This is a genomic window from Nocardioides silvaticus (genome assembly GCF_003160695.1).
Classification (GTDB): Bacteria; Actinomycetota; Actinomycetes; order Propionibacteriales; family Nocardioidaceae; genus Nocardioides; species Nocardioides silvaticus.
Map to the genome: position 1 here is coordinate 123,183 of NZ_QGDD01000008.1, position 18,052 is coordinate 141,234.

At 70.5% G+C, this 18,052-nt stretch carries 12 protein-coding genes; 7 read left to right on the forward strand and 5 right to left on the reverse strand.

Annotated elements, in window-relative coordinates:
• Positions 1 to 31 precede the first annotated feature (31 nt).
• Entirely contained in the window at positions 32 to 1,534 is a 1,503-nt protein-coding gene (locus DJ010_RS16905) for a lysyl oxidase family protein (protein ID WP_109695916.1), read from the forward strand.
• A 75-nt stretch (positions 1,535 to 1,609) separates the two neighbouring features.
• Here the strand turns inward: DJ010_RS16905 and DJ010_RS16910 are convergent, their stop codons facing one another.
• The 4 genes from DJ010_RS16910 to DJ010_RS16925 all read right to left on the reverse strand — a co-directional run bounded on the left by DJ010_RS16910 (position 1,610) and on the right by DJ010_RS16925 (position 4,677).
• Entirely contained in the window at positions 1,610 to 2,563 is a 954-nt protein-coding gene (locus DJ010_RS16910) for an electron transfer flavoprotein subunit alpha/FixB family protein (RefSeq protein WP_109695918.1), read from the reverse strand.
• Between the two features lie 14 nt (positions 2,564 to 2,577).
• A complete protein-coding gene (locus DJ010_RS16915; protein WP_109695920.1) occupies positions 2,578 to 3,366 on the reverse strand; it encodes an electron transfer flavoprotein subunit beta/FixA family protein in 789 nt (262 codons plus the stop codon).
• A gap of 172 nt (positions 3,367 to 3,538) precedes the next feature.
• The gene (locus DJ010_RS16920) at positions 3,539 to 3,889 is read right to left on the reverse strand and encodes a hypothetical protein (protein ID WP_109695921.1); all 351 of its coding nucleotides are present in this window, start codon (positions 3,887 to 3,889) and stop codon (positions 3,539 to 3,541) included.
• 5 nt (positions 3,890 to 3,894) lie between these two features.
• Positions 3,895 to 4,677 (reverse strand): enoyl-CoA hydratase/isomerase family protein, encoded by a 783-nt coding sequence (locus DJ010_RS16925; protein ID WP_109695923.1) that lies wholly within the window; start codon positions 4,675 to 4,677, stop codon positions 3,895 to 3,897.
• 74 nt (positions 4,678 to 4,751) lie between these two features.
• Here DJ010_RS16925 and glgX point away from each other — a divergent pair, with 74 nt between their 5' ends.
• A complete protein-coding gene (gene glgX / locus DJ010_RS16930; protein WP_109695925.1) occupies positions 4,752 to 6,887 on the forward strand; it encodes a glycogen debranching protein GlgX in 2,136 nt (711 codons plus the stop codon).
• 11 nt (positions 6,888 to 6,898) lie between these two features.
• Here the strand turns inward: glgX and glgP are convergent, their stop codons facing one another.
• The gene (glgP, locus tag DJ010_RS16935; protein ID WP_109695927.1) at positions 6,899 to 9,514 is read right to left on the reverse strand and encodes an alpha-glucan family phosphorylase; all 2,616 of its coding nucleotides are present in this window, start codon (positions 9,512 to 9,514) and stop codon (positions 6,899 to 6,901) included.
• Positions 9,515 to 9,688: 174 nt separating this feature from the next.
• Between glgP and DJ010_RS16940 the strand changes: the two genes are divergently transcribed.
• From DJ010_RS16940 to glgB, 5 genes are read left to right on the forward strand one after another with little or no spacing between them, the layout of a single operon-like run.
• Positions 9,689 to 10,945 carry a molybdopterin molybdotransferase MoeA gene (locus tag DJ010_RS16940; protein ID WP_245927641.1) on the forward strand — a complete coding sequence of 419 codons (1,257 nt, stop codon included), beginning with the start codon at positions 9,689 to 9,691 and terminating at the stop codon, positions 10,943 to 10,945.
• 40 nt (positions 10,946 to 10,985) lie between these two features.
• Complete coding sequence (locus DJ010_RS16945) at positions 10,986 to 12,989, forward strand: alpha-1,4-glucan--maltose-1-phosphate maltosyltransferase (protein WP_109695929.1); 2,004 nt, start codon at positions 10,986 to 10,988, stop codon at positions 12,987 to 12,989.
• Entirely contained in the window at positions 12,986 to 14,716 is a 1,731-nt protein-coding gene (gene treS / locus DJ010_RS16950) for a maltose alpha-D-glucosyltransferase (protein WP_211318842.1), read from the forward strand. Before DJ010_RS16945 ends, treS begins: the two co-directional genes overlap by 4 nt.
• Positions 14,717 to 14,719: 3 nt before the next feature.
• Entirely contained in the window at positions 14,720 to 16,105 is a 1,386-nt protein-coding gene (locus DJ010_RS22495) for a maltokinase N-terminal cap-like domain-containing protein (protein ID WP_158283046.1), read from the forward strand.
• Entirely contained in the window at positions 16,102 to 18,003 is a 1,902-nt protein-coding gene (gene glgB / locus DJ010_RS16955) for a 1,4-alpha-glucan branching protein GlgB (protein ID WP_245927643.1), read from the forward strand. Before DJ010_RS22495 ends, glgB begins: the two co-directional genes overlap by 4 nt.
• The last annotated feature ends 49 nt before the right edge of the window (positions 18,004 to 18,052 follow it).

Sequence of the window (18,052 nt, forward strand, 5' to 3'; positions counted from 1 at the left end):
CGCTCAGCCATGCCTGCTCGAGGAGATGCCAGTGATCCACCACCTGTCCCCCCGCCGGAAGCGATGGGGCGCCGCCCTGCTGGCCACCGCCGCGCTCGGCGTCCCGCTCGTCGCTGCGACCACCACCACCCCGGCGGCCGGCGCGGAGCCCACGAACCCGACGATCGACCTCGTCGCCCCGCCGAGCGTGACCGCCTACACCTACGGACGCGCCATCTACTCCGACCTGGGCTTCCGGCTCGAGGTGAACGACGCTCCGCTAGAGATCATCACCCAGCGGGCTCCGGACTACGAGTCCCTGCCGACCGCCGTGGCGAAGCTCCCCCTCGGTGACGTCGACCTCCCCCAGCAGAAGACGGTCGGCCAGCTCCACAACCTGCTGCGGGTCACGCTCGTCGACCGCAACGACCCGGACGCCAAGCCGGTCACCCGCAAGCGCAGCACCTGCCTCGGGGAGTCCTCCGAGCGGCTGACGCCCGACGCGGAGTTCAGGAATCCCTACCCGCGCACCTGTTACTACAACTCCTTCGCCCTCGGCGCGGTCCAGGGCATCCCGGCCGGCTGGGGCGCCAGCGTCTTCGGCTACGAGTCCGGTCTGCGGGTGAAGCCCGGCGAGTACGACCTGACCGTGTCGATCGCCAGGGGGTACGCCGACGCGCTCGGGCTGACCGCCGAGCAGCGCTCGGCCACCACCGTCCTCACCGTCATCAGCGAGGACGACTGCCGGGGCCGCGGCTGCCGGGACAAGGGCACCAACCCGCGGCTCACCCCCAACCGGCAGGAGCCCGACCCGGCCGGCGGCATCGACTCGCTCGCGGACCTGCCGCCGGAGACCCCGGTGCCGGACCTGCGTTCCCTCCCGGCGTTCAGCATCCAGGTGAACGGCAAGGGCACCCAGCTGCAGTTCGCCGCCAACGTGTGGAACGCCGGCAACTCCCCGCTCGTCGTCGACGGCTTCCGCCGTGCGGGCGAGGACGTCATGGACGCCTACCAGTACTTCCTCGACGAGGACGGCAACCAGGTGGCCTACCAGGAGGTGGGCACGATGATCTGGCACGACGCCCCGAGCCACAACCACTGGCACTTCAACGACTTCGCCACCTACGAGCTGCTCAACGCCGACCAGTCGCACGCGGTCCGCTCGGGCAAGGAGTCGTTCTGCCTGGCCAACACCGACGCGGTCGACCTGACCGTCGAGGGCGCGGCCTGGGAGGCCTGGCAGGAGGACCTCGGCAGCGTCTGCGGCGGTTACGAGATCCGCTCCATCCGCGAGGTGCTCTCGTCCGGCTGGGGTGACACCTACGCCCAGTTCCGCGCCGGCCAGTCGTTCCCGATCAAGAACCTGCCCGACGGCATCTACTACGTCCGCGTCCTCGCGAACCCGGACGGCACGCTGATCGAGTCCGACACGACGAACAACGAGTCCCTCCGCAAGATCCGTCTGTTCACCAACAAGAACGGCGAGCGGAAGGTCAAGGTCGCCAAGGTCGGCGTGGTCGACGAGAACGGCGGCATCTACGACGAGGCCCGCTGACCCCGTCTCCCTCTAGAACGGCGAAGCCCCCGGCACCTCGGTGCCGGGGGCTTCGTCGTGTGCGTGGCGGGAGGGTCAGCCCTTCTTCTGGTTGATCGCCTCGGTCGCGGCGGGCAGCACGGAGTGCAGGTCGCCCACGACACCGAAGTCGACGAGCTCGAAGATCGGGGCCTCCTCGTCCTTGTTGACGGCCACGATGGTCTTCGAGGTCTGCATGCCGGCGCGGTGCTGGATCGCACCGGAGATGCCGTTGGCGATGTAGAGCTGCGGCGAGACGGTCTTGCCGGTCTGGCCGATCTGGAGGGCGTGCGGCTGCCAACCGGAGTCGACGGCGGCGCGCGACGCACCGACGGCGGCGCCGAGCGCGTCCGCGAGGCCCTCGACCGCACCGAAGTCACCACCGGTGCCGCGACCGCCGGAGACGACGATCGCGGCCTCGGCCAGCTCGGGACGGCCGCTGGCCTGGCGCGGGTTCGACGCCACGATCCGGGCGGTCTTCGCCGCGTCGGAGACGGTCGCCGAGAACTGCTCGACAGTGCCGGCGCCGGCGGCCTCCTCCGCGTTGGCGGAGTTCGGCTTCACGGTGATGATCGGCGTGCCCTGGGTGACCTTGGCCTTGACGGTGTAGTTGCCGGCGAACACGGACTGGGTCGTGCTGCCGTCGCCGTCCACGTCCACCGCATCGGTGATCAGGCCGGACTGCAGCTTGATCGCGAGACGACCGGCGATCTCCTTGCCCTCGGCGGAGGAGACGATGAGGATCGCGGCGGGCTGCGCCTTCTCGGCCACCTGCTGCAGGACCTCGGCCTTGGGCGCCACCAGGAAGCCCTTCACCTCGGCGTCGTCGACGGTGTAGACCTTCTCCGCGCCGTACTTCGCCAGGTCGGCGGCAGCCGCCTCGGCCTTGTCGGACGCACCGATGAAGACCGCGGACGGCTCGCCGAGCCGCTTCGCGATCGCGAGGAGCTCGAAGGTCGGCTTGCGGACCGCTCCGTCGACGTGGTCGACGAGAACCAGAACTTCAGACATAACGTATTCGCTCCTCAGATGAACTTCTTCGAGGCGAGGAAGTCGACCAGCGCCGTGGCGCCCGAGCCGTCCTCGTCCTTGACGATCTCGCCGGCGGTCCGCGGGGGACGCTCGTTGGTCTCCTCGACGGTCGACCAGGCGACCGAGAGACCGACCTCGCCGGCGTCGACGCCGAGGTCCGCGAGGCTGTAGGACTCCAGCGGCTTCTTCTTCGCCGCCATGATGCCCTTGAAGGACGGGTAGCGCGCCTCACCGGACTGGTCGGTGACGGACGCGACCAGCGGCATCGTGCCGATGACGACCTCGGTCGCGGTGTCACCGTCGCGCTGGACGGCGAGCTGGTTCTCCTTGCGCTCGATGCGCGAGCCCAGGGTGACCTGGGGCAGGCCGAGCCGCTCGGCGAGCATCGCGGGGACGACGCTCATGGCGCCGTCGGTCGAGGCCATGCCGCACATGACGACATCGACGTCACCGATCTTCTCGACGGCCTTGGCGAGGACCAGCGAGGTGGCGATCGAGTCGGAGCCGGCGATCGCCTCGTCCTGGACGTGGACACCCTGGTCGGCGCCCATCTGCAGCGCCTTGCGCACGGCGTCCGCGGCCTTCTCGGGACCGACGGTCAGCGCGGTGACGGTGACGTCCTCCTCGGCGCCCTCCTTCAGCTGGAGCGCCTGCTCGACGGCGTACTCGTCGAGCTCCGAGAGGAGTCCGTCGACACCCACCCGGTCAACGGTGTTGTCCGACTCGAACCGCGGGTCCGCGGTGGCGTCGGGGACGTACTTCACACAGACGACAATGTTCATGGTTGTGGCCGGACCGGCCCCTTCCTGAGCTCGTGCGACCTCGCAGGGTCGACCTTGGGTCCATAGCTGGACAGCGCTCGCAGGTTACCGCCCAGTTCGGGAGCACAGGTAACCGCTCGAGCGTGGACTACCTCACACGGTAACCGGGATCACACTCGGTCCCGGCGCCGTCTTACGGCCGGATCAGCCGCTCGAGGAACCGGCCCACGATCATGTAGACGACCGCCGCGATGCCGTAGTTGAACAGGGCGGTCTTGACCTCGCTGTTGGGGTCGTCGAACTCCTTGACCGGCTTCTCCAGGTCGAAGGCCCGCAGGTCGAAGGCGTCCGCCAGGTCGCGGACCAGCTGGACGAGGCCGTTCTCCTCGTTCGCGTCGAGCGCGAAGCTGAACGCCGCGATCGCGAGGATCAGCGCCAGGGTGAGGCACACCACCCACACCACGCGCGCGACGGTGCCGCGGACGCGAGCGACCGTCAGCGCGCTGCTGCGGGACGAGTCCTCCCGGGTGGGCTTGTCTGCCATCCTGCTCATCGTCCCTCGAATCTGGCCTTGCCGGGCCCGTTCTCGATGAAGGATTGCATGCCGGTGGTCCGATCCTCGGTAGCGAACACCGAGGCGAAGAGCTGCCGCTCGATCGCCAGTCCGGTCTCGAGGTCGGTCTCCAGGCCGCGGTCGACGCTCTCCTTGATCGCGCGGAGGGCGTACGACGCCGCCTCGCTGAACTTCGAGGCCCAGGCCACCGCGGCGCCGTAGACCTGCTCGGCCGGGAACACCTGGTCGACCAGCCCGATCTCGAGTGCCTCGTCGGCCTTCACGAACCGGCCGGTGAACATCAGCTCCTTGGCCTTCGCCGGCCCCACCAGCCGGCTCAGCCGCTGGGTGCCGCCGGCGCCGGGGATGATGCCGAGGAGCACCTCGGGCTGCCCGAAGACCGCGTCCTCCGCGGCGAAGCGGAGGTCGGCCGCCATCGCGAGCTCACAGCCGCCGCCGAGGGCGTAGCCGTTGACGGCCGCCACCACCGGCTTGGGGATCCGGGCGATCGCTGAAACAGCGCCCTGCACCTTGTCGCCGCGGTCGACGAGGTCGACGTACGACTTCTCGGCCATCTCCTTCACGTCGTTGCCGGCCGCGAACACCCGCTCGCCGCCCCACACCACGACCGCCTTGACGTCGGAGCGCTCCGTCGCCTCCGCGGCGACCGCGACGAGCTCGTCCTGCACCTGGAAGCTGATGGCGTTCATCTTGGGCCGGTCCAGGCGGATCGTCCCCACGCCGTCGGCCACCTCGAGTCGCACGAACTCGCTCGCCATTGCACTCCTCTGTGATCAGTGATGCGGAAGGGGATCTGAGTGCGCATTGTGCCGGACCCGGCAGAATCGAGTCCATGACTCCCGGACTCTGGCGCAACCTCGGCGACACCGCCCCGGTCTGGCCGGGGCGGAACTGGCCCCTGGGGGCCACCTGGAGCCCCGAGTCGACCAACTTCGCGGTCTACTCCCCCGACGCCGAAGAGGTCTGGCTCTGCGTCTTCGACGACGAGGACGAGTCGGGAGGAGAGCGCAGGTACCCCCTGACCGAGCACTCACTCGGGATCTGGCACGGCGCCCTGCCCGGCATCGCACCCGGGACCCGCTACGGCTTCCGCGCCGACGGTCCCCACGACCCGGCCCACGGGTTCCGCTTCGACGCGGACAAGCTGCTGCTCGACCCCTACGGCCTGGCGGTGAGCACGGGACCGGTCGGCGCGACGGAGACCACACCCACGAGCGTCGTGGTCGACCCGTCGTTCGACTGGGAGGGGGACATCCGGATCGGCCGTCGGTGGCGGGACACCGTCATCTACGAGCTGCACGTCAAGGGCTTCACCCAGCTGCACGACCGGGTGCCCGAGGAGCTGCGCGGCACCTACGCCGGACTGGGCCACCCCGTCGTCACCGACTACCTCCGCGACCTGGGCGTCACCGCGGTCGAGCTGCTGCCGGTGCACCAGTTCTTCTCCGAGCCGGCCCTGCGCGAGCGCGGGCTGACCAACTACTGGGGCTACAACAGCATCGGCTTCTTCGCCCCGCACGCCGACTACAGCGCCTCGGGTGACCGCGGGCAGCAGGTCACCGAGTTCAAGGAGATGGTGAAGGCCCTGCACCGGGCCGGCCTCGAGGTCATCCTCGATGTCGTCTACAACCACACGGCGGAGGCGGGCTCGGACGGGGAGACCTGGTCGTTCCGCGGCCTCGACGACCGCGGGTTCTACCGACGGGTGCCGCCCGCGGCCGATCCCGTGGACGAGGACGCTGACGAGCCGGCGCCGGAGTTCGACGACACGTACTGGGACGTCACCGGCTGCGGCAACACGGTGAACACCGAGGACCCGCTGGCGCTCCGGCTGATCCTGGACTCGCTGCGCTACTGGGTGACCGAGATGCACGTCGACGGCTTCCGCTTCGACCTGATGTCGGCGCTCACCCGCAGCGGCACCGAGATCGACATGTCGTGCAAGCTGCTCGTCGCGATGGGCCAGGACCCGGTGCTCCGGCACGTGAAGCTCATCGCCGAGCCCTGGGACGTCTCGATGAACGGCTACCTGGTGGGCCGGATGCCGCCGCCGTGGGTGGAGTGGAACGACAAGTACCGCGACACGATCCGCGACTTCTGGGTCGGTCAGACCGACGGCGTGCACGGCGTCGCCACCCGCCTCGCCGGCTCCTCGGACCTCTACGCGGACGACGGGCGGTCGGCTTTCAACTCGGTCAACTTCGTCACCGCGCACGACGGCTTCACCGTGCGCGACCTCGTCTCCTACGACCGGAAGCACAACGAGGCCAACGGTGAGGACAACCGCGACGGCACCGACAACAACCGGTCGTGGAACCACGGCGTGGAGGGCGAGACCGACGACCTCGCCGTCGTCGCGCTGCGGCGGCGGCAGGCGGCCAACCTGATGGCGACGCTCTGCCTGTCCAACGGCGTCCCGATGCTGACCGCCGGCGACGAACGCGGCCGCACCCAGGGCGGCAACAACAACCCCTACTGCCAGGACAACGAGATCTCGTGGGTCGACTGGAGCGCCGACGACGCGTGGCTCGACGTCTACGAGCTCACCAAGACGGCGCTCCGGCTGCGGCGGGACCACCAGACCCTGCGGCAGCGGCACTGGTTCGAGGGCCGTCCCACCATCGTGGGCGGACCGAAGGACGTGGCCTGGCTGCACCCGACCGGTCGCGAGATGAGCGACGACGACTGGCACGACTCGGGCCTGCGCACGATCGGCATGTTCGTCACCGGCAAGCCCCTGCGCGAGCCCGGGCCGCGCGGAGAGCAGGTGATCGACGCGTCGTTCCTCATGTGGTTCCACGCCGGCCCCGAGCCGTGCTCGGTGTTCCTTCCCGACAACGACTGGGTGCGCCGCGGTCGGGTCGTGATCTCCACCGACCCCGACCTCCCTATCGGCGCCGAGGCCGTCGCCGGGAAGGAGCTGTCGATCGGCCCGCGCTGCGTGGTCGTGCTGCAGGAGACGGAGTAGCCGGACCCAGGTCAGGCGACGGTGACGACCCCGAGCTCCGCGGGGGCGACCAGCAACGGGTTGGACGGCACCACCCGCACGGTGTAGCCGAACGGACCGCTGCGGGCGAGACCGACCTCGGCGTCGAAGCGGTGGCGGCCGCCGTCGTACGACTCCGTCGGCTGGAGCACCGTGGTGACCGGGTCGACCAGGACGTCCTCGGCGTTGACCCGCCCCGACACCAGCTGCACCTCGACGTCGTCGGGCGACAGCTCGCCGAGCGCGACGTAGGACCGCACCGTCATCGGCGAGCCGACGAGCGGCTCGTCGCCCACCCCGTGCGTCTCCACGTGCTCGACCCGCACGCCCGACCAGCCGGCGCGGACGCGGGCCTTCCACTGCGCGAGCTCGCGGGCACCCGCGTAGTCGCTGTTGAGCGCCCGGGCGTTGGTCGCAGCGGGGGCGTAGAGCTGGCGCACGTAGTCGCTGACCATCCGGGTCGCCAGCACCTTGGGGCCGAGCGACTTCCAGGTGTGACGCAGCATCTCGACCCAGCGGACCGGGATGCCGTCGTGGTCGAGGTCGTAGAACCGCGGGGCTACCTCGTGCTCGATCAGGTCGTAGAGCGCGGCGGCCTCGAGGTCGTCGCGGTGGTCGACGTCGTCCACGCCGTCGGCGGTCGGGATCGCCCAGCCGTTGTCGCCGTCGAACCACTCGTCCCACCAGCCGTCGAGCACCGACAGGTTGAGGCCGCCGTTGAGCGCGGCCTTCATGCCCGACGTTCCGCAGGCCTCGTAGGGACGCAACGGGTTGTTGAGCCACACGTCGCAGCCGGGGTAGAGCGGCTGCGCCATCGCGATGTCGTAGTTGGGCAGGAACACGATCCGATGGCGGATCTCCGGGTCGTCGGAGAGCCGGACGATGTCCTGGATCAGCTTCTTGCCGCCGTCGTCGGCCGGGTGTGCCTTGCCGGCGATCACCAGCTGGACCGGGCGCTCGGGGTGCAGGAGCAGGCGCTTGAGCCGTTCCGGGTCGCGCATCATCAGCGTGAGCCGCTTGTACGACGCCGCCCGTCGCGCGAAGCCGATCGTCAGCACGTCGGGGTCGAGGGCGGAGTCGATCCAGCCGAGCTCGGCGCGGGCGGACCCGCGCTTCTCCCACGACCGTGCGAGCCGGCGCCGGGCCTCGTCGACGAGCCGCGAGCGCAGCATCCGCTTCGTGCCCCACAGCTCGCCGGCGGGGACCTTGTCGACCGCGGCCCAGAAGCCCTCGGTGTCGTCGCTCTCGGGGTCGGCGCCGTAGGACGCGGCCACGGCGAGGACCTCACGCGCGACCCAGGTCGGCGCGTGCACACCGTTGGTGATCGACCCGATCGGGACCTCGGCCTCGTCGAAGGCCGGCCACAGGCCGTTGAACATGCCGCGGCTGACGTGGCCGTGCAGCTGGGAGACGCCGTTGGCGCGCTGTGCCAGCCGGAACCCCATCACCGCCATGTTGAAGACGCCGGGGTCGCCGCCCTCGTAGTCCTCGGCACCGAGGGCCAGGATCCGCTCGACGGGCACGCCCGGGGTCGGGCCGGCGTCGGCGAAGTACTGCTCGACCATCGTCCGCGGGAACCGGTCGATGCCGGCCGGCACCGGGGTGTGGGTGGTGAACACGGTGGACGCTCGCCCGACCTCGATCGCGGTCTCGAGGTCGAGGCGCGGACCGTCCTCGGCGACGGTGAGCTCGCGGATCCGCTCGATGCCGAGGAAGCCGGCGTGGCCCTCGTTGGTGTGGAAGACCTCGGGCTCGGGGGCGCCGGTGATCCGGCAGTAGGTGCGGATGGCGCGGACCCCGCCGATGCCGAGCAGCAGCTCCTGGCGGAGCCGGTGCTCGCTGTTGCCGCCGTACAGCCGGTCGGTGATGTCGACGTAGTGGTCGGGGTTGCCCTCGACGTCGGTGTCGAGCATCAGCAGCGGGACGCGGCCCACGCTGGCCACCCAGATCCGGGCGAGCAGGTCCGGGCCGTCGGGCATCGCGATCGAGATCGTCGCCCGCTTGCCGGTCCCTCCTGAGCCTGTCGAAGGGTCGGGCTCGTGGAGCAGCGAGATCGGCAGCCCGTCGGGGTCGAGGACCGGGTAGGTCTCCTGCTGCCAGCCCTCCCGGGAGAGCGACTGCTTGAAGTAGCCGTGCCGGTAGAGCAGGCCGACGCCGAGGATCGGCACACCTAGGTCGCTCGCGGCCTTGAGGTGGTCACCGGCGAGGATGCCGAGACCGCCGGAGTACTGCGGAAGCACCGCCGTGATGCCGAACTCCGGGGAGAAGTAGGCGATCTGGCGGGGCCACGCGACGTCGGGCTGCCGCTCGGAGGCCCGCTGGTACCAGCGGGGAGCCGTCAGGTAGCTCTCGAGGTCGGCGCGGACCTCGCCGAGCCGGCGGACGAACCCCTCGTCCGCGGCGAGCTCGTCCCAACGCCCCGCGGGCACCTCGCCGAGCAGCCGCACCGGGTCGCGGCCGCTGGCCGCCCACAGGTCGGGGTCGACGGCGGCGAAGACGTCCTGGGTCTCGGGATGCCAGGACCACCGCAGGTTGGCGGCCAGCTCGCCGATCGGGGCCAACGCCGGGGGCAGGAGGGGACGGACTGTGAAACGTCGGATCGCACGCACAGGTCGACGTTAACCCAGTGGGACTTGAACGATCCAAAGAACGGCCGACGTGATTCCCGCGACAGACTGTCCAGGGCTCGCGTAACCCGCGCGTCGTCCGCCCGTTGTGGGAGATAGCTGACGGGCGAGGCGGAGTCATGGGGGCTGCCTCGCCCGTCACGCTAGTTTTTGCCGGTGGCCCAGCACCCCGCCCCGACTGCCCTGCGTCCCGTGTCCGAGCACCAGCGCCGGATCGCCGACCTGCTGGGGCTGCTCACGCCGACCAGGGTCGCGCCGGCCGAGGCACGCGGGTTGGTGCTGGCCGAGCCGGTCACGGCACCGGAGGAGCTGCCGTCGTTCGACAACTCCGCGATGGACGGCTATGCAGTGCGGGCCGTCGACGTCGCGGGCGCGAGCGAGGCGGCGCCGGTGCGCCTGCCGGTCGCCGCCGACATCCCGGCCGGCGCGGGGATCGGCGTGCTGGAGCCCGGCACCGCGCACCGGATCATGACCGGGGCGCCGCTCCCCCGCGGCGCCGACGCGGTGGTCGAGGTGGAGCGGACCGACGCGGGCACCGACGTGGTCACGGTCTCCGCGGCGCGGGAGCCCGGATCGTTCATCCGCACCGCCGGCAGCGACGTGACGGCCGGGACCGAGGTGCTGCCGGCGGGCACGCTGGTGGGCGCGGCGCAGATCGGGCTGCTGGCGGCGCTCGGGGTGCGCGCGGTCGTCGTACGGCCGCGGCCGCGGGTGCTCGTCTGCTCGACCGGGTCCGAGCTCACCGACGACCCGGTGCCCGCCGCGGGCCAGATCCGCGACTCCAACAGCCACATGCTCGCCGCCGCCGTCGAGGACGCCGGCGCGGTCGCGATCCGGCGGTTGTGGGTCGCCGACGACGTCCCGACCTTCCTGAGCACCCTCGACGCCGAGCTCGAGGCGGGCGTCGACCTGGTCCTGACCTCCGGCGGCGTCAGCGCCGGCGCCTACGAGGTGGTCAAGGACGCGCTCGCCCCACGCGGCGTCGAGTTCACCAAGGTCGCCCTGCAGCCCGGCATGCCCCAGGGGTCGGGGACGTACGGCGAGGCGGCCGTGGTCTGCCTCCCCGGCAACCCCGTGAGCTCACTGGTGTCGTTCGAGGTCTTCGTCCGGCCCGCGCTGCGCGCGTCGTACGGACATCCCCGCCCTCACCGGCCGATCGTCCGTGCCGCTCTCACCGAGGCGATCACCTCCCCCGGCGGGAAGCGCCAGCTGCGGCGCGGACGGCTCGACGCCGTCGCGGGGGCGGTCCGACCCTGGGGCCCGCCGGGTTCGGGTTTCCTGGGATGGATGGCCGGCGCGGACTGCCTCATCGACGTTCCCGAGGACGTGACCGAGCTCGCCGGCGGCGACCCGGTCGACGTGTGGGACCTCACAAGCTGGGGACGGCCGGCTACCCGATCGGGCGGCTCTTAGCCGTCTCGCACCGTCACCGCCGAAGTGGTTGGCTGGGGACATGGTCGGACGCATCCCCGTGATCGACGTGATGCCCCTGGTCGACAACGGCCGCCTGCCTGCGAAGGCGACGGTCGGTGAACCGTTCCCGGTCTCGGCGACGGTCTTCCGGGAGGGTCACGACCTGCTCGGCGCCGAAGTCGTGCTCATCGCACCCGACGGCTCTCGACGACCGCCGGTGCGGCTGCAACCGCAGCCGGTGCTCGACCGGCACACCGTCGACCGCTACGCCGCGTGGGTGACCCCGGACCTGCCCGGTGCGTGGCAGTTCGAGATCCACGCCTGGTCGGACCCGATCGGCACCTGGCAGCACGACGCGGGCATCAAGATCCGCGCCGGTGTCGACGTGGAGCTGATGTTCACCGAGGGCCGGCTCCTCTTCGAGCGGGTCCTGGCCGGCCTCGGCAAGAGGACGACGCCCGAGCACAAGATCCTCAAGGGCGCCATCGACGCTGCCCAGGACACCACCCGCCCCGTCGAGGCCCGGCTCGCGCAGCTCGAGGCGCCCGAGCTCGGCGCGGTGCTCGCCGCCCACCCGCTCCGCGAGCTGGTGACCGTCGAGGGCCCCTACCCCGCCTACGCCGACCGGGAGCGCGCCCTCTTCAGCAGCTGGTACGAGTTCTTCCCGCGCTCCGAGGGCTCCTACCGCGAGCCGAAGACCGGCAAGGTCGTCAGCGGCACGCTCGCGACTGCGGCCAAGCGGCTCGACGCCGTGGCCGCGATGGGCTTCGACGTGATCTACCTGCCGCCGATCCACCCGATCGGCGAGATCAACCGCAAGGGCCCCAACAACACCCTCACCCCGGGACCCGACGACCCCGGCTCGCCGTGGGCGATCGGCAGCCGGCACGGCGGGCACGACGCCGTCCACCCCGACCTCGGCACCCTCGAGGACTTCGACGCGTTCGTCGCGCACGCGAAGACGGTCGGCCTGGAGGTCGCGCTCGACCTCGCGCTGCAGTGCGCGCCCGACCACCCGTGGGTGGAGGCCCACCCCGAGTGGTTCACGACCCGTGCGGACGGCACCATCGCCTACGCCGAGAACCCGCCGAAGAAGTACCAGGACATCTACCCGCTCAACTTCGACAACGACCCCGAAGGGCTCTCCCGCGAGGTGCTCCGCGTGGTGCGGCACTGGATGGCGCACGGCGTGCGGATCTTCCGCGTCGACAACCCCCACACCAAGCCGGTCGCGTTCTGGCAGTGGCTGCTCGCTCAGGTGCGGGCCACCGACCCCGACGTGCTGTTCCTGTCCGAGGCGTTCACCAAGCCGCCGATGCTCCAGACCCTCGGCTCCATCGGCTTCCACCAGAGCTACACGTACTTCACCTGGCGCACCGCGAAGGACGAGGTCGCCGAGTACCTGACCGAGGTCGCGACCGAGTCGGCCCACCGGATCCGGCCGAACTTCTTCGTCAACACCCCCGACATCCTCCACGAGTTCCTCCAGTACGGCGGACCGGCCGCGTTCAAGATCCGGGCCGTGCTCGCAGCGACCGGCTCGCCGAGCTGGGGCGTCTACAGCGGCTTCGAGCTGTTCGAGCACGTGGCGGTGAAGCCGGGCAGCGAGGAGTACCTCGACTCCGAGAAGTACCAGGTGCGGGTGCGCGACTGGGAGGCCGCCGAGGCCGAGGGGCGCTCGCTGGCGCCGTACCTCACCAAGCTCAACGAGCTCCGCCGCAGCCACCCGGCGCTCCAGCTGCTGCGCAACCTGGTGGTCCACCCGACCGACGACGACGGGATCCTCTGCTTCAGCAAGGTCGCGACTCCCACCGCCGACGGAGACGCTGACAGGGTGATCGTCGTGATCAACCTCGATCCCCATGCGACCCGGGACACCATGGTCCACCTCGACCTCAGCGCGCTCGGGCTCGATCCCGGCGCCACGTTCCCCGTCCACGACGAGATCTCGGGCGAGTCCTGGCACTGGGGCGCCGACAACTACGTGCGGCTCGACCCGCACGTCGAGGTGGCCCACGTCCTGACCGTGGGACCGGTGTCGTGACCGCAGGGATCTCGACGGGCTCGATCACCGGGAACGTCTCGATCGGCGAGAACCCCGAGTGGTTCCGCACCGCCGTCTTCTACGAGGTGCTGGTCCGCTCGTTCCGCGACTCCAACGCCGACGGCACCGGTGACTTCCGCGGTCTCGCCGAGAAGCTCGACTACCTCGAGTGGCTCGGCGTCGACTGCCTGTGGGTGCCGCCGTTCTTCACCTCGCCGCTGCGCGACGGCGGCTACGACGTCGCCGACTACACCGACATCCTCCCGGAGGCCGGCACCGTCGAGGACTTCCACCACTTCATCGACGAGGCGCACAAGCGCGGCATCCGCGTGATCATCGACTTCGTCATGAACCACACCAGCGACCAGCACCCGTGGTTCCAGGCGTCACGTACCGACCCGGACGGGCCCTACGGCGACTTCTACGTCTGGTCGGACACCGACGAGCTCTACGAAGAAGCCCGGATCATCTTCGTCGACACCGAGCCGTCGAACTGGACCTGGGACCCGGTGCGCGGGCAGTACTACTGGCACCGGTTCTTCCACCACCAGCCCGACCTCAACTTCGACAACCCGAAGGTCCTCGAGGCGATGCTCGAGGCGATGGACTTCTGGTTGTCGATGGGCCTCGACGGCTTCCGGCTCGATGCCGTGCCCTACCTGTACGAGCGGCCCGGCACCAACGGCGAGAACCTGCCGGAGACCCACGAGGCCCTCAAGGCGGTGCGGCGGTTCGTCGACGAGAAGTACCCCGGCACCGTCCTGCTGTGCGAGGCCAACCAGTGGCCCGACGACGTGGTGGAGTACTTCGGCGACCCGGAGGTCGGTGGCGACGAGTGCCACATGGCCTTCCACTTCCCGGTGATGCCGCGCATCTTCATGGCCGTACGACGTGAGTCGCGCTATCCGGTCTCGGAGATCATGGCCGCGACGCCGGACATCCCGAGTGGCTGCCAGTGGGGCATCTTCCTGCGCAACCACGACGAGCTGACGTTGGAGATGGTCACCGACGAGGACCGCGACTACATGTGGGGCGAGTACGCCAAGGACCCCCGCATGAAGGCCAACATCGGGATCCGCCGCCGGCTGGCGCCGCTGCTCGACAACGACACCAACCAGATCGAGCTGTTCACCGCGCTGCTGCTCTCCCTGCCGGGCTCCCCCGTCCTCTACTACGGCGACGAGATCGGCATGGGCGACAACATCTGGCTCGGTGACCGCGACGGTGTCCGCACGCCGATGCAGTGGACGCCGGACCGCAACGCCGGCTTCTCCGCCGCGACGCCCGGCAAGTTGCACCTGCCCGTTATCCAGGACCCCGTCTACGGGTACCAGAGCGTCAATGTCGAAGCACAGCTCGAGAACGCGTCGTCCCTGCTCCACTGGACCCGTCGCATGATCCACGCCCGTCGCAAGCACCCCGCGTTCGGCTTGGGCAGCTTCGCCGACCTCGGCGGCTCCAACCCGACGGTGCTGTCCTACGTGCGGGCCCACACCTCGGAGTCGGGCGAGGAGGACGTCATCATGTGCGTCAACAACCTCTCCCGGTTCCCCCAGCCGGTGGAGCTGGACCTGCGCCGCTACGAGGGCCGGGTCCCCGTCGAGCTGCTCGGCGGGGTGCCGTTCCCGGCGATCGGCGAGCTGCCCTACCTGCTGACGCTCGGCGGCCACGGCTTCCTGTGGTTCCGCCTGACCGACCCGCAGTCCGACGAGCGGCCGGTGATCTAGGCCATGTCCACCCGCAGCGAGTCCCTCCACGCCTACCTCAGCGAGGCGCGGTGGTTCGGCGGCAAGGGACGCGAGTTCACCGTCACCGACATCCACCGGATCGGCACCGTGCCCGGCCGCGAGGGCGGGACCGTCGTCGTCGACATCGTCGAGCTGGCCTACGAGGACCCGACCGGCTCGGGGACCGAGGAGCGCGAGCTCTACCAGGTGCCGCTGGTGCTGGTCGCCGAGCCCGAGACCGACCTCGACAACGCCTTCGTCGGCTGGTGGGAGGACCCCGACCACGGTTGGGTCCATGCCTACGACGCCGTCCACGACCGGCCGAGCATGACGCTGGCACTCGCGGCCATCGCCGAGGAGGTCAGCACCGACGAGCTGACCTTCGTCCGGGTGCCGGGCCACGAGCTCGACCTCGAGGCGCCACCCTCGCTGTTCAGCGGCGAGCAGTCCAACTCCTCGGTCCTGTTCGGCGAGGACTCGGTGCTCAAGGTCTTCCGCAAGATCACCCGCGGCGAGAACCCGGACATCACCACCCACAAGGTGCTCACCGAAGCCGGCTCCGAGCACGTCGCTGCGCTCTACGGGTGGATCGAGGCGCGGACCGAGGACGGTGCGCCGATCCACCTCGCGATGCTGCAGCAGTTCCTGCGGACCGCAAGCGACGGCTGGGACATCGCGCTCGCCAGCGTGCGGAACCTCTTCTCCGAGGCCGACCTGCACGCAGACGAGGTGGGCGGCGACTTCGCCGCGGAGGCAGGTCGGCTCGGTGCCGCCCTCGCCGAGGTCCACGAGCAGATGCGGACGGCGTTCGGCACGGAGGTCGCCGAGGCGTCCGACGTCGCCGCGCAGATGACCGCGCGGCTCGAGCGGGCCATCGAGGTCGTGCCCGAGCTCGCCGAGCACAAGGACCGCCTGCGCGGCGCCTACGCCGCGCTGGCCGACCTCGGCACGTTGCCTGTCCAACGCGTCCACGGCGACCTCCACCTCGGCCAGACGCTCCGCACGATCAGGGGCTGGAAGCTCGTCGACTTCGAGGGTGAGCCGGCCAAGCCGCTCGCCGAACGACTGCTGCCCGACAGCCCGTGGCGGGACGTGGCCGGGATGCTGCGGTCCTTCGACTACGCGCCGCACGCCATGGCGCGCTCGCTCCCCGAGGACGACCCCGACATCGCCGCCCAGCGCGACCACCGCGCCGAGGAGTGGGCGGCCCGCAACAAGGCGGCGTTCCTCGAGGAGTACGCCGGCGCATCACTCACACCCGAGGAGGGGATCCAGGTGGCGGCCTATGTCGCCGACAAGACGGTCTACGAGTGCGTCTACGAGGCCCGCAACCGCCCGACGTGGCTCCCGATCCCGCTCGCTGCGATCGCGAAGGTGGGCACGCCGTGAGCGGCCCGGGCGAGCTCGACCTCTACCTGATCGGCGAGGGCCGGCACGAGCAGCTGTGGCAGGTGCTCGGCGCCCACACGGACGCCGACGGCACGTCGTTCGCCGTGTGGGCGCCCAACGCCCGCTCGGTGCGGGTCGTCGGCGACTTCAACGGCTGGGACAGCAACGCGAACGCACTCGCCCCCGCTCCCTCCGGCGGCATCTGGAGCGGGCACGTCGCGGGTGTCGGCGACGGCGCCTACTACCAGTACCTCATCGAGGGCGCCGACGGCGTGTGGCGGCAGAAGGCCGACCCGCTCGCGTCCTTCGCCGAGCGGCCACCCTCCACCGGGTCGCGGGTCTTCACGTCGAGCCACGTCTGGCAGGACGACGCGTGGATCGCCCAACGGAGCAAGAAGCTCGCGGTCAACGAGCCGATGGCGGTCTACGAGATGCACCTCGGCTCGTGGAAGCGCCACCTCGACGGGTCGTTCTGGTCGTACGACGACCTCGCGGCCGAGCTGCCGTCGTACCTCGCCGACCTGGGGTTCACCCACGTCGAGCTGATGCCGGTGATGCAGCACCCGTTCGGCGGGTCCTGGGGCTACCACGTGACGTCGTACTTCGCGCCGGACGCGCGGTTCGGCGACCCCGACGGCTTCCGGCGGCTCGTCGACGCCCTGCACCAGGCCGACATCGGCGTCATCCTCGACTGGGTGCCGGGGCACTTCGCGACCGACGAGTGGGCGCTGGTGCGGTTCGACGGCACCCCGCTCTACGAGCACCCGGACCCGCGGCGCGGCTGGCACCCGGAGTGGGGCTCGCACATCTTCGACTTCGGTCGGCACGAGGTCCGCAACTTCCTGGTGGCCAACGCGCTCTACTGGATCGAGGAGTTCCACGCCGACGGGCTTCGGGTCGACGGGGTCGCGTCGATGCTCTACCTGGACTACGCGCGCAACGACGGCGAGTGGGTGCCCAACAAGTACGGCGGTCACGAGAACCTCGAGGCCGTCCAGTTCCTGCAGGAGCTCAACGCCACCGTCTACAAGCGGACGCCGGGTGTCGTCACGATCGCCGAGGAGTCGACCTCGTGGCCGGGTGTCACCGGAGCCACCTCCGGTGGCGGGCTCGGCTTCGGCTTCAAGTGGAACATGGGCTGGATGCACGACTCGCTCGGCTACCTGAAGCGGGACCCGATCCACCGCGCGTACCACCACGGCGAGCTGACGTTCGCGCTCGTCTACGCCTACTCCGAGAACTACGTGCTGCCGCTGAGCCACGACGAGGTCGTCCACGGCAAGGGCTCGCTGCCGCGCAAGATGCCCGGCGACGAGTGGCAGCAGCTGGCCAACCTGCGGGCCTACCTCGCCTACATGTGGGCGCACCCCGGCAAGCAGCTGGTCTTCATGGGCACCGAGTTCGCGCAGGTCTCGGAGTGGGCCGAGTCGCGCGAGCTCGACTGGGGCGCGCTCACCGACCCCGCGCACCGCGGGATGCAGAACATGGTGCGCGACCTCAACCACCGCTACGTCGAGCAGCCCGCGATGTGGCGGCTCGACAACGACCCCGCCGGGTTCGCATGGATCGACGCCAACGACGCCGGCCACAACACCTTCTCGTTCGTGCGTCGCGCGCCCGAGGGGTCCGGCGAGCCCGACCTGGTGTGCGTCACCAACTTCGCCAACCAGACGCACGTCGACTATCGGCTCGGCCTCCCTGTCGCCGGGAAGTGGACCGAGGTGCTCAACACCGACGCGACGCTCTACGGCGGCTCCGGCGTCGGGAACTTCGGCGTGGTGACGGCGGAGCCGACCCCGGACCTGGAGGCCCGTGCACCCGGCGGCAGCCCCGCGTGCGCCGTGCTCACGCTGCCGCCGCTGGCGACGTTGTGGCTGCAGGCACCGACGGCCGACTGACCGGATCGGGCGCCGACACAACTTTGCGCCGCCTCCTGCGTCTCAGAGT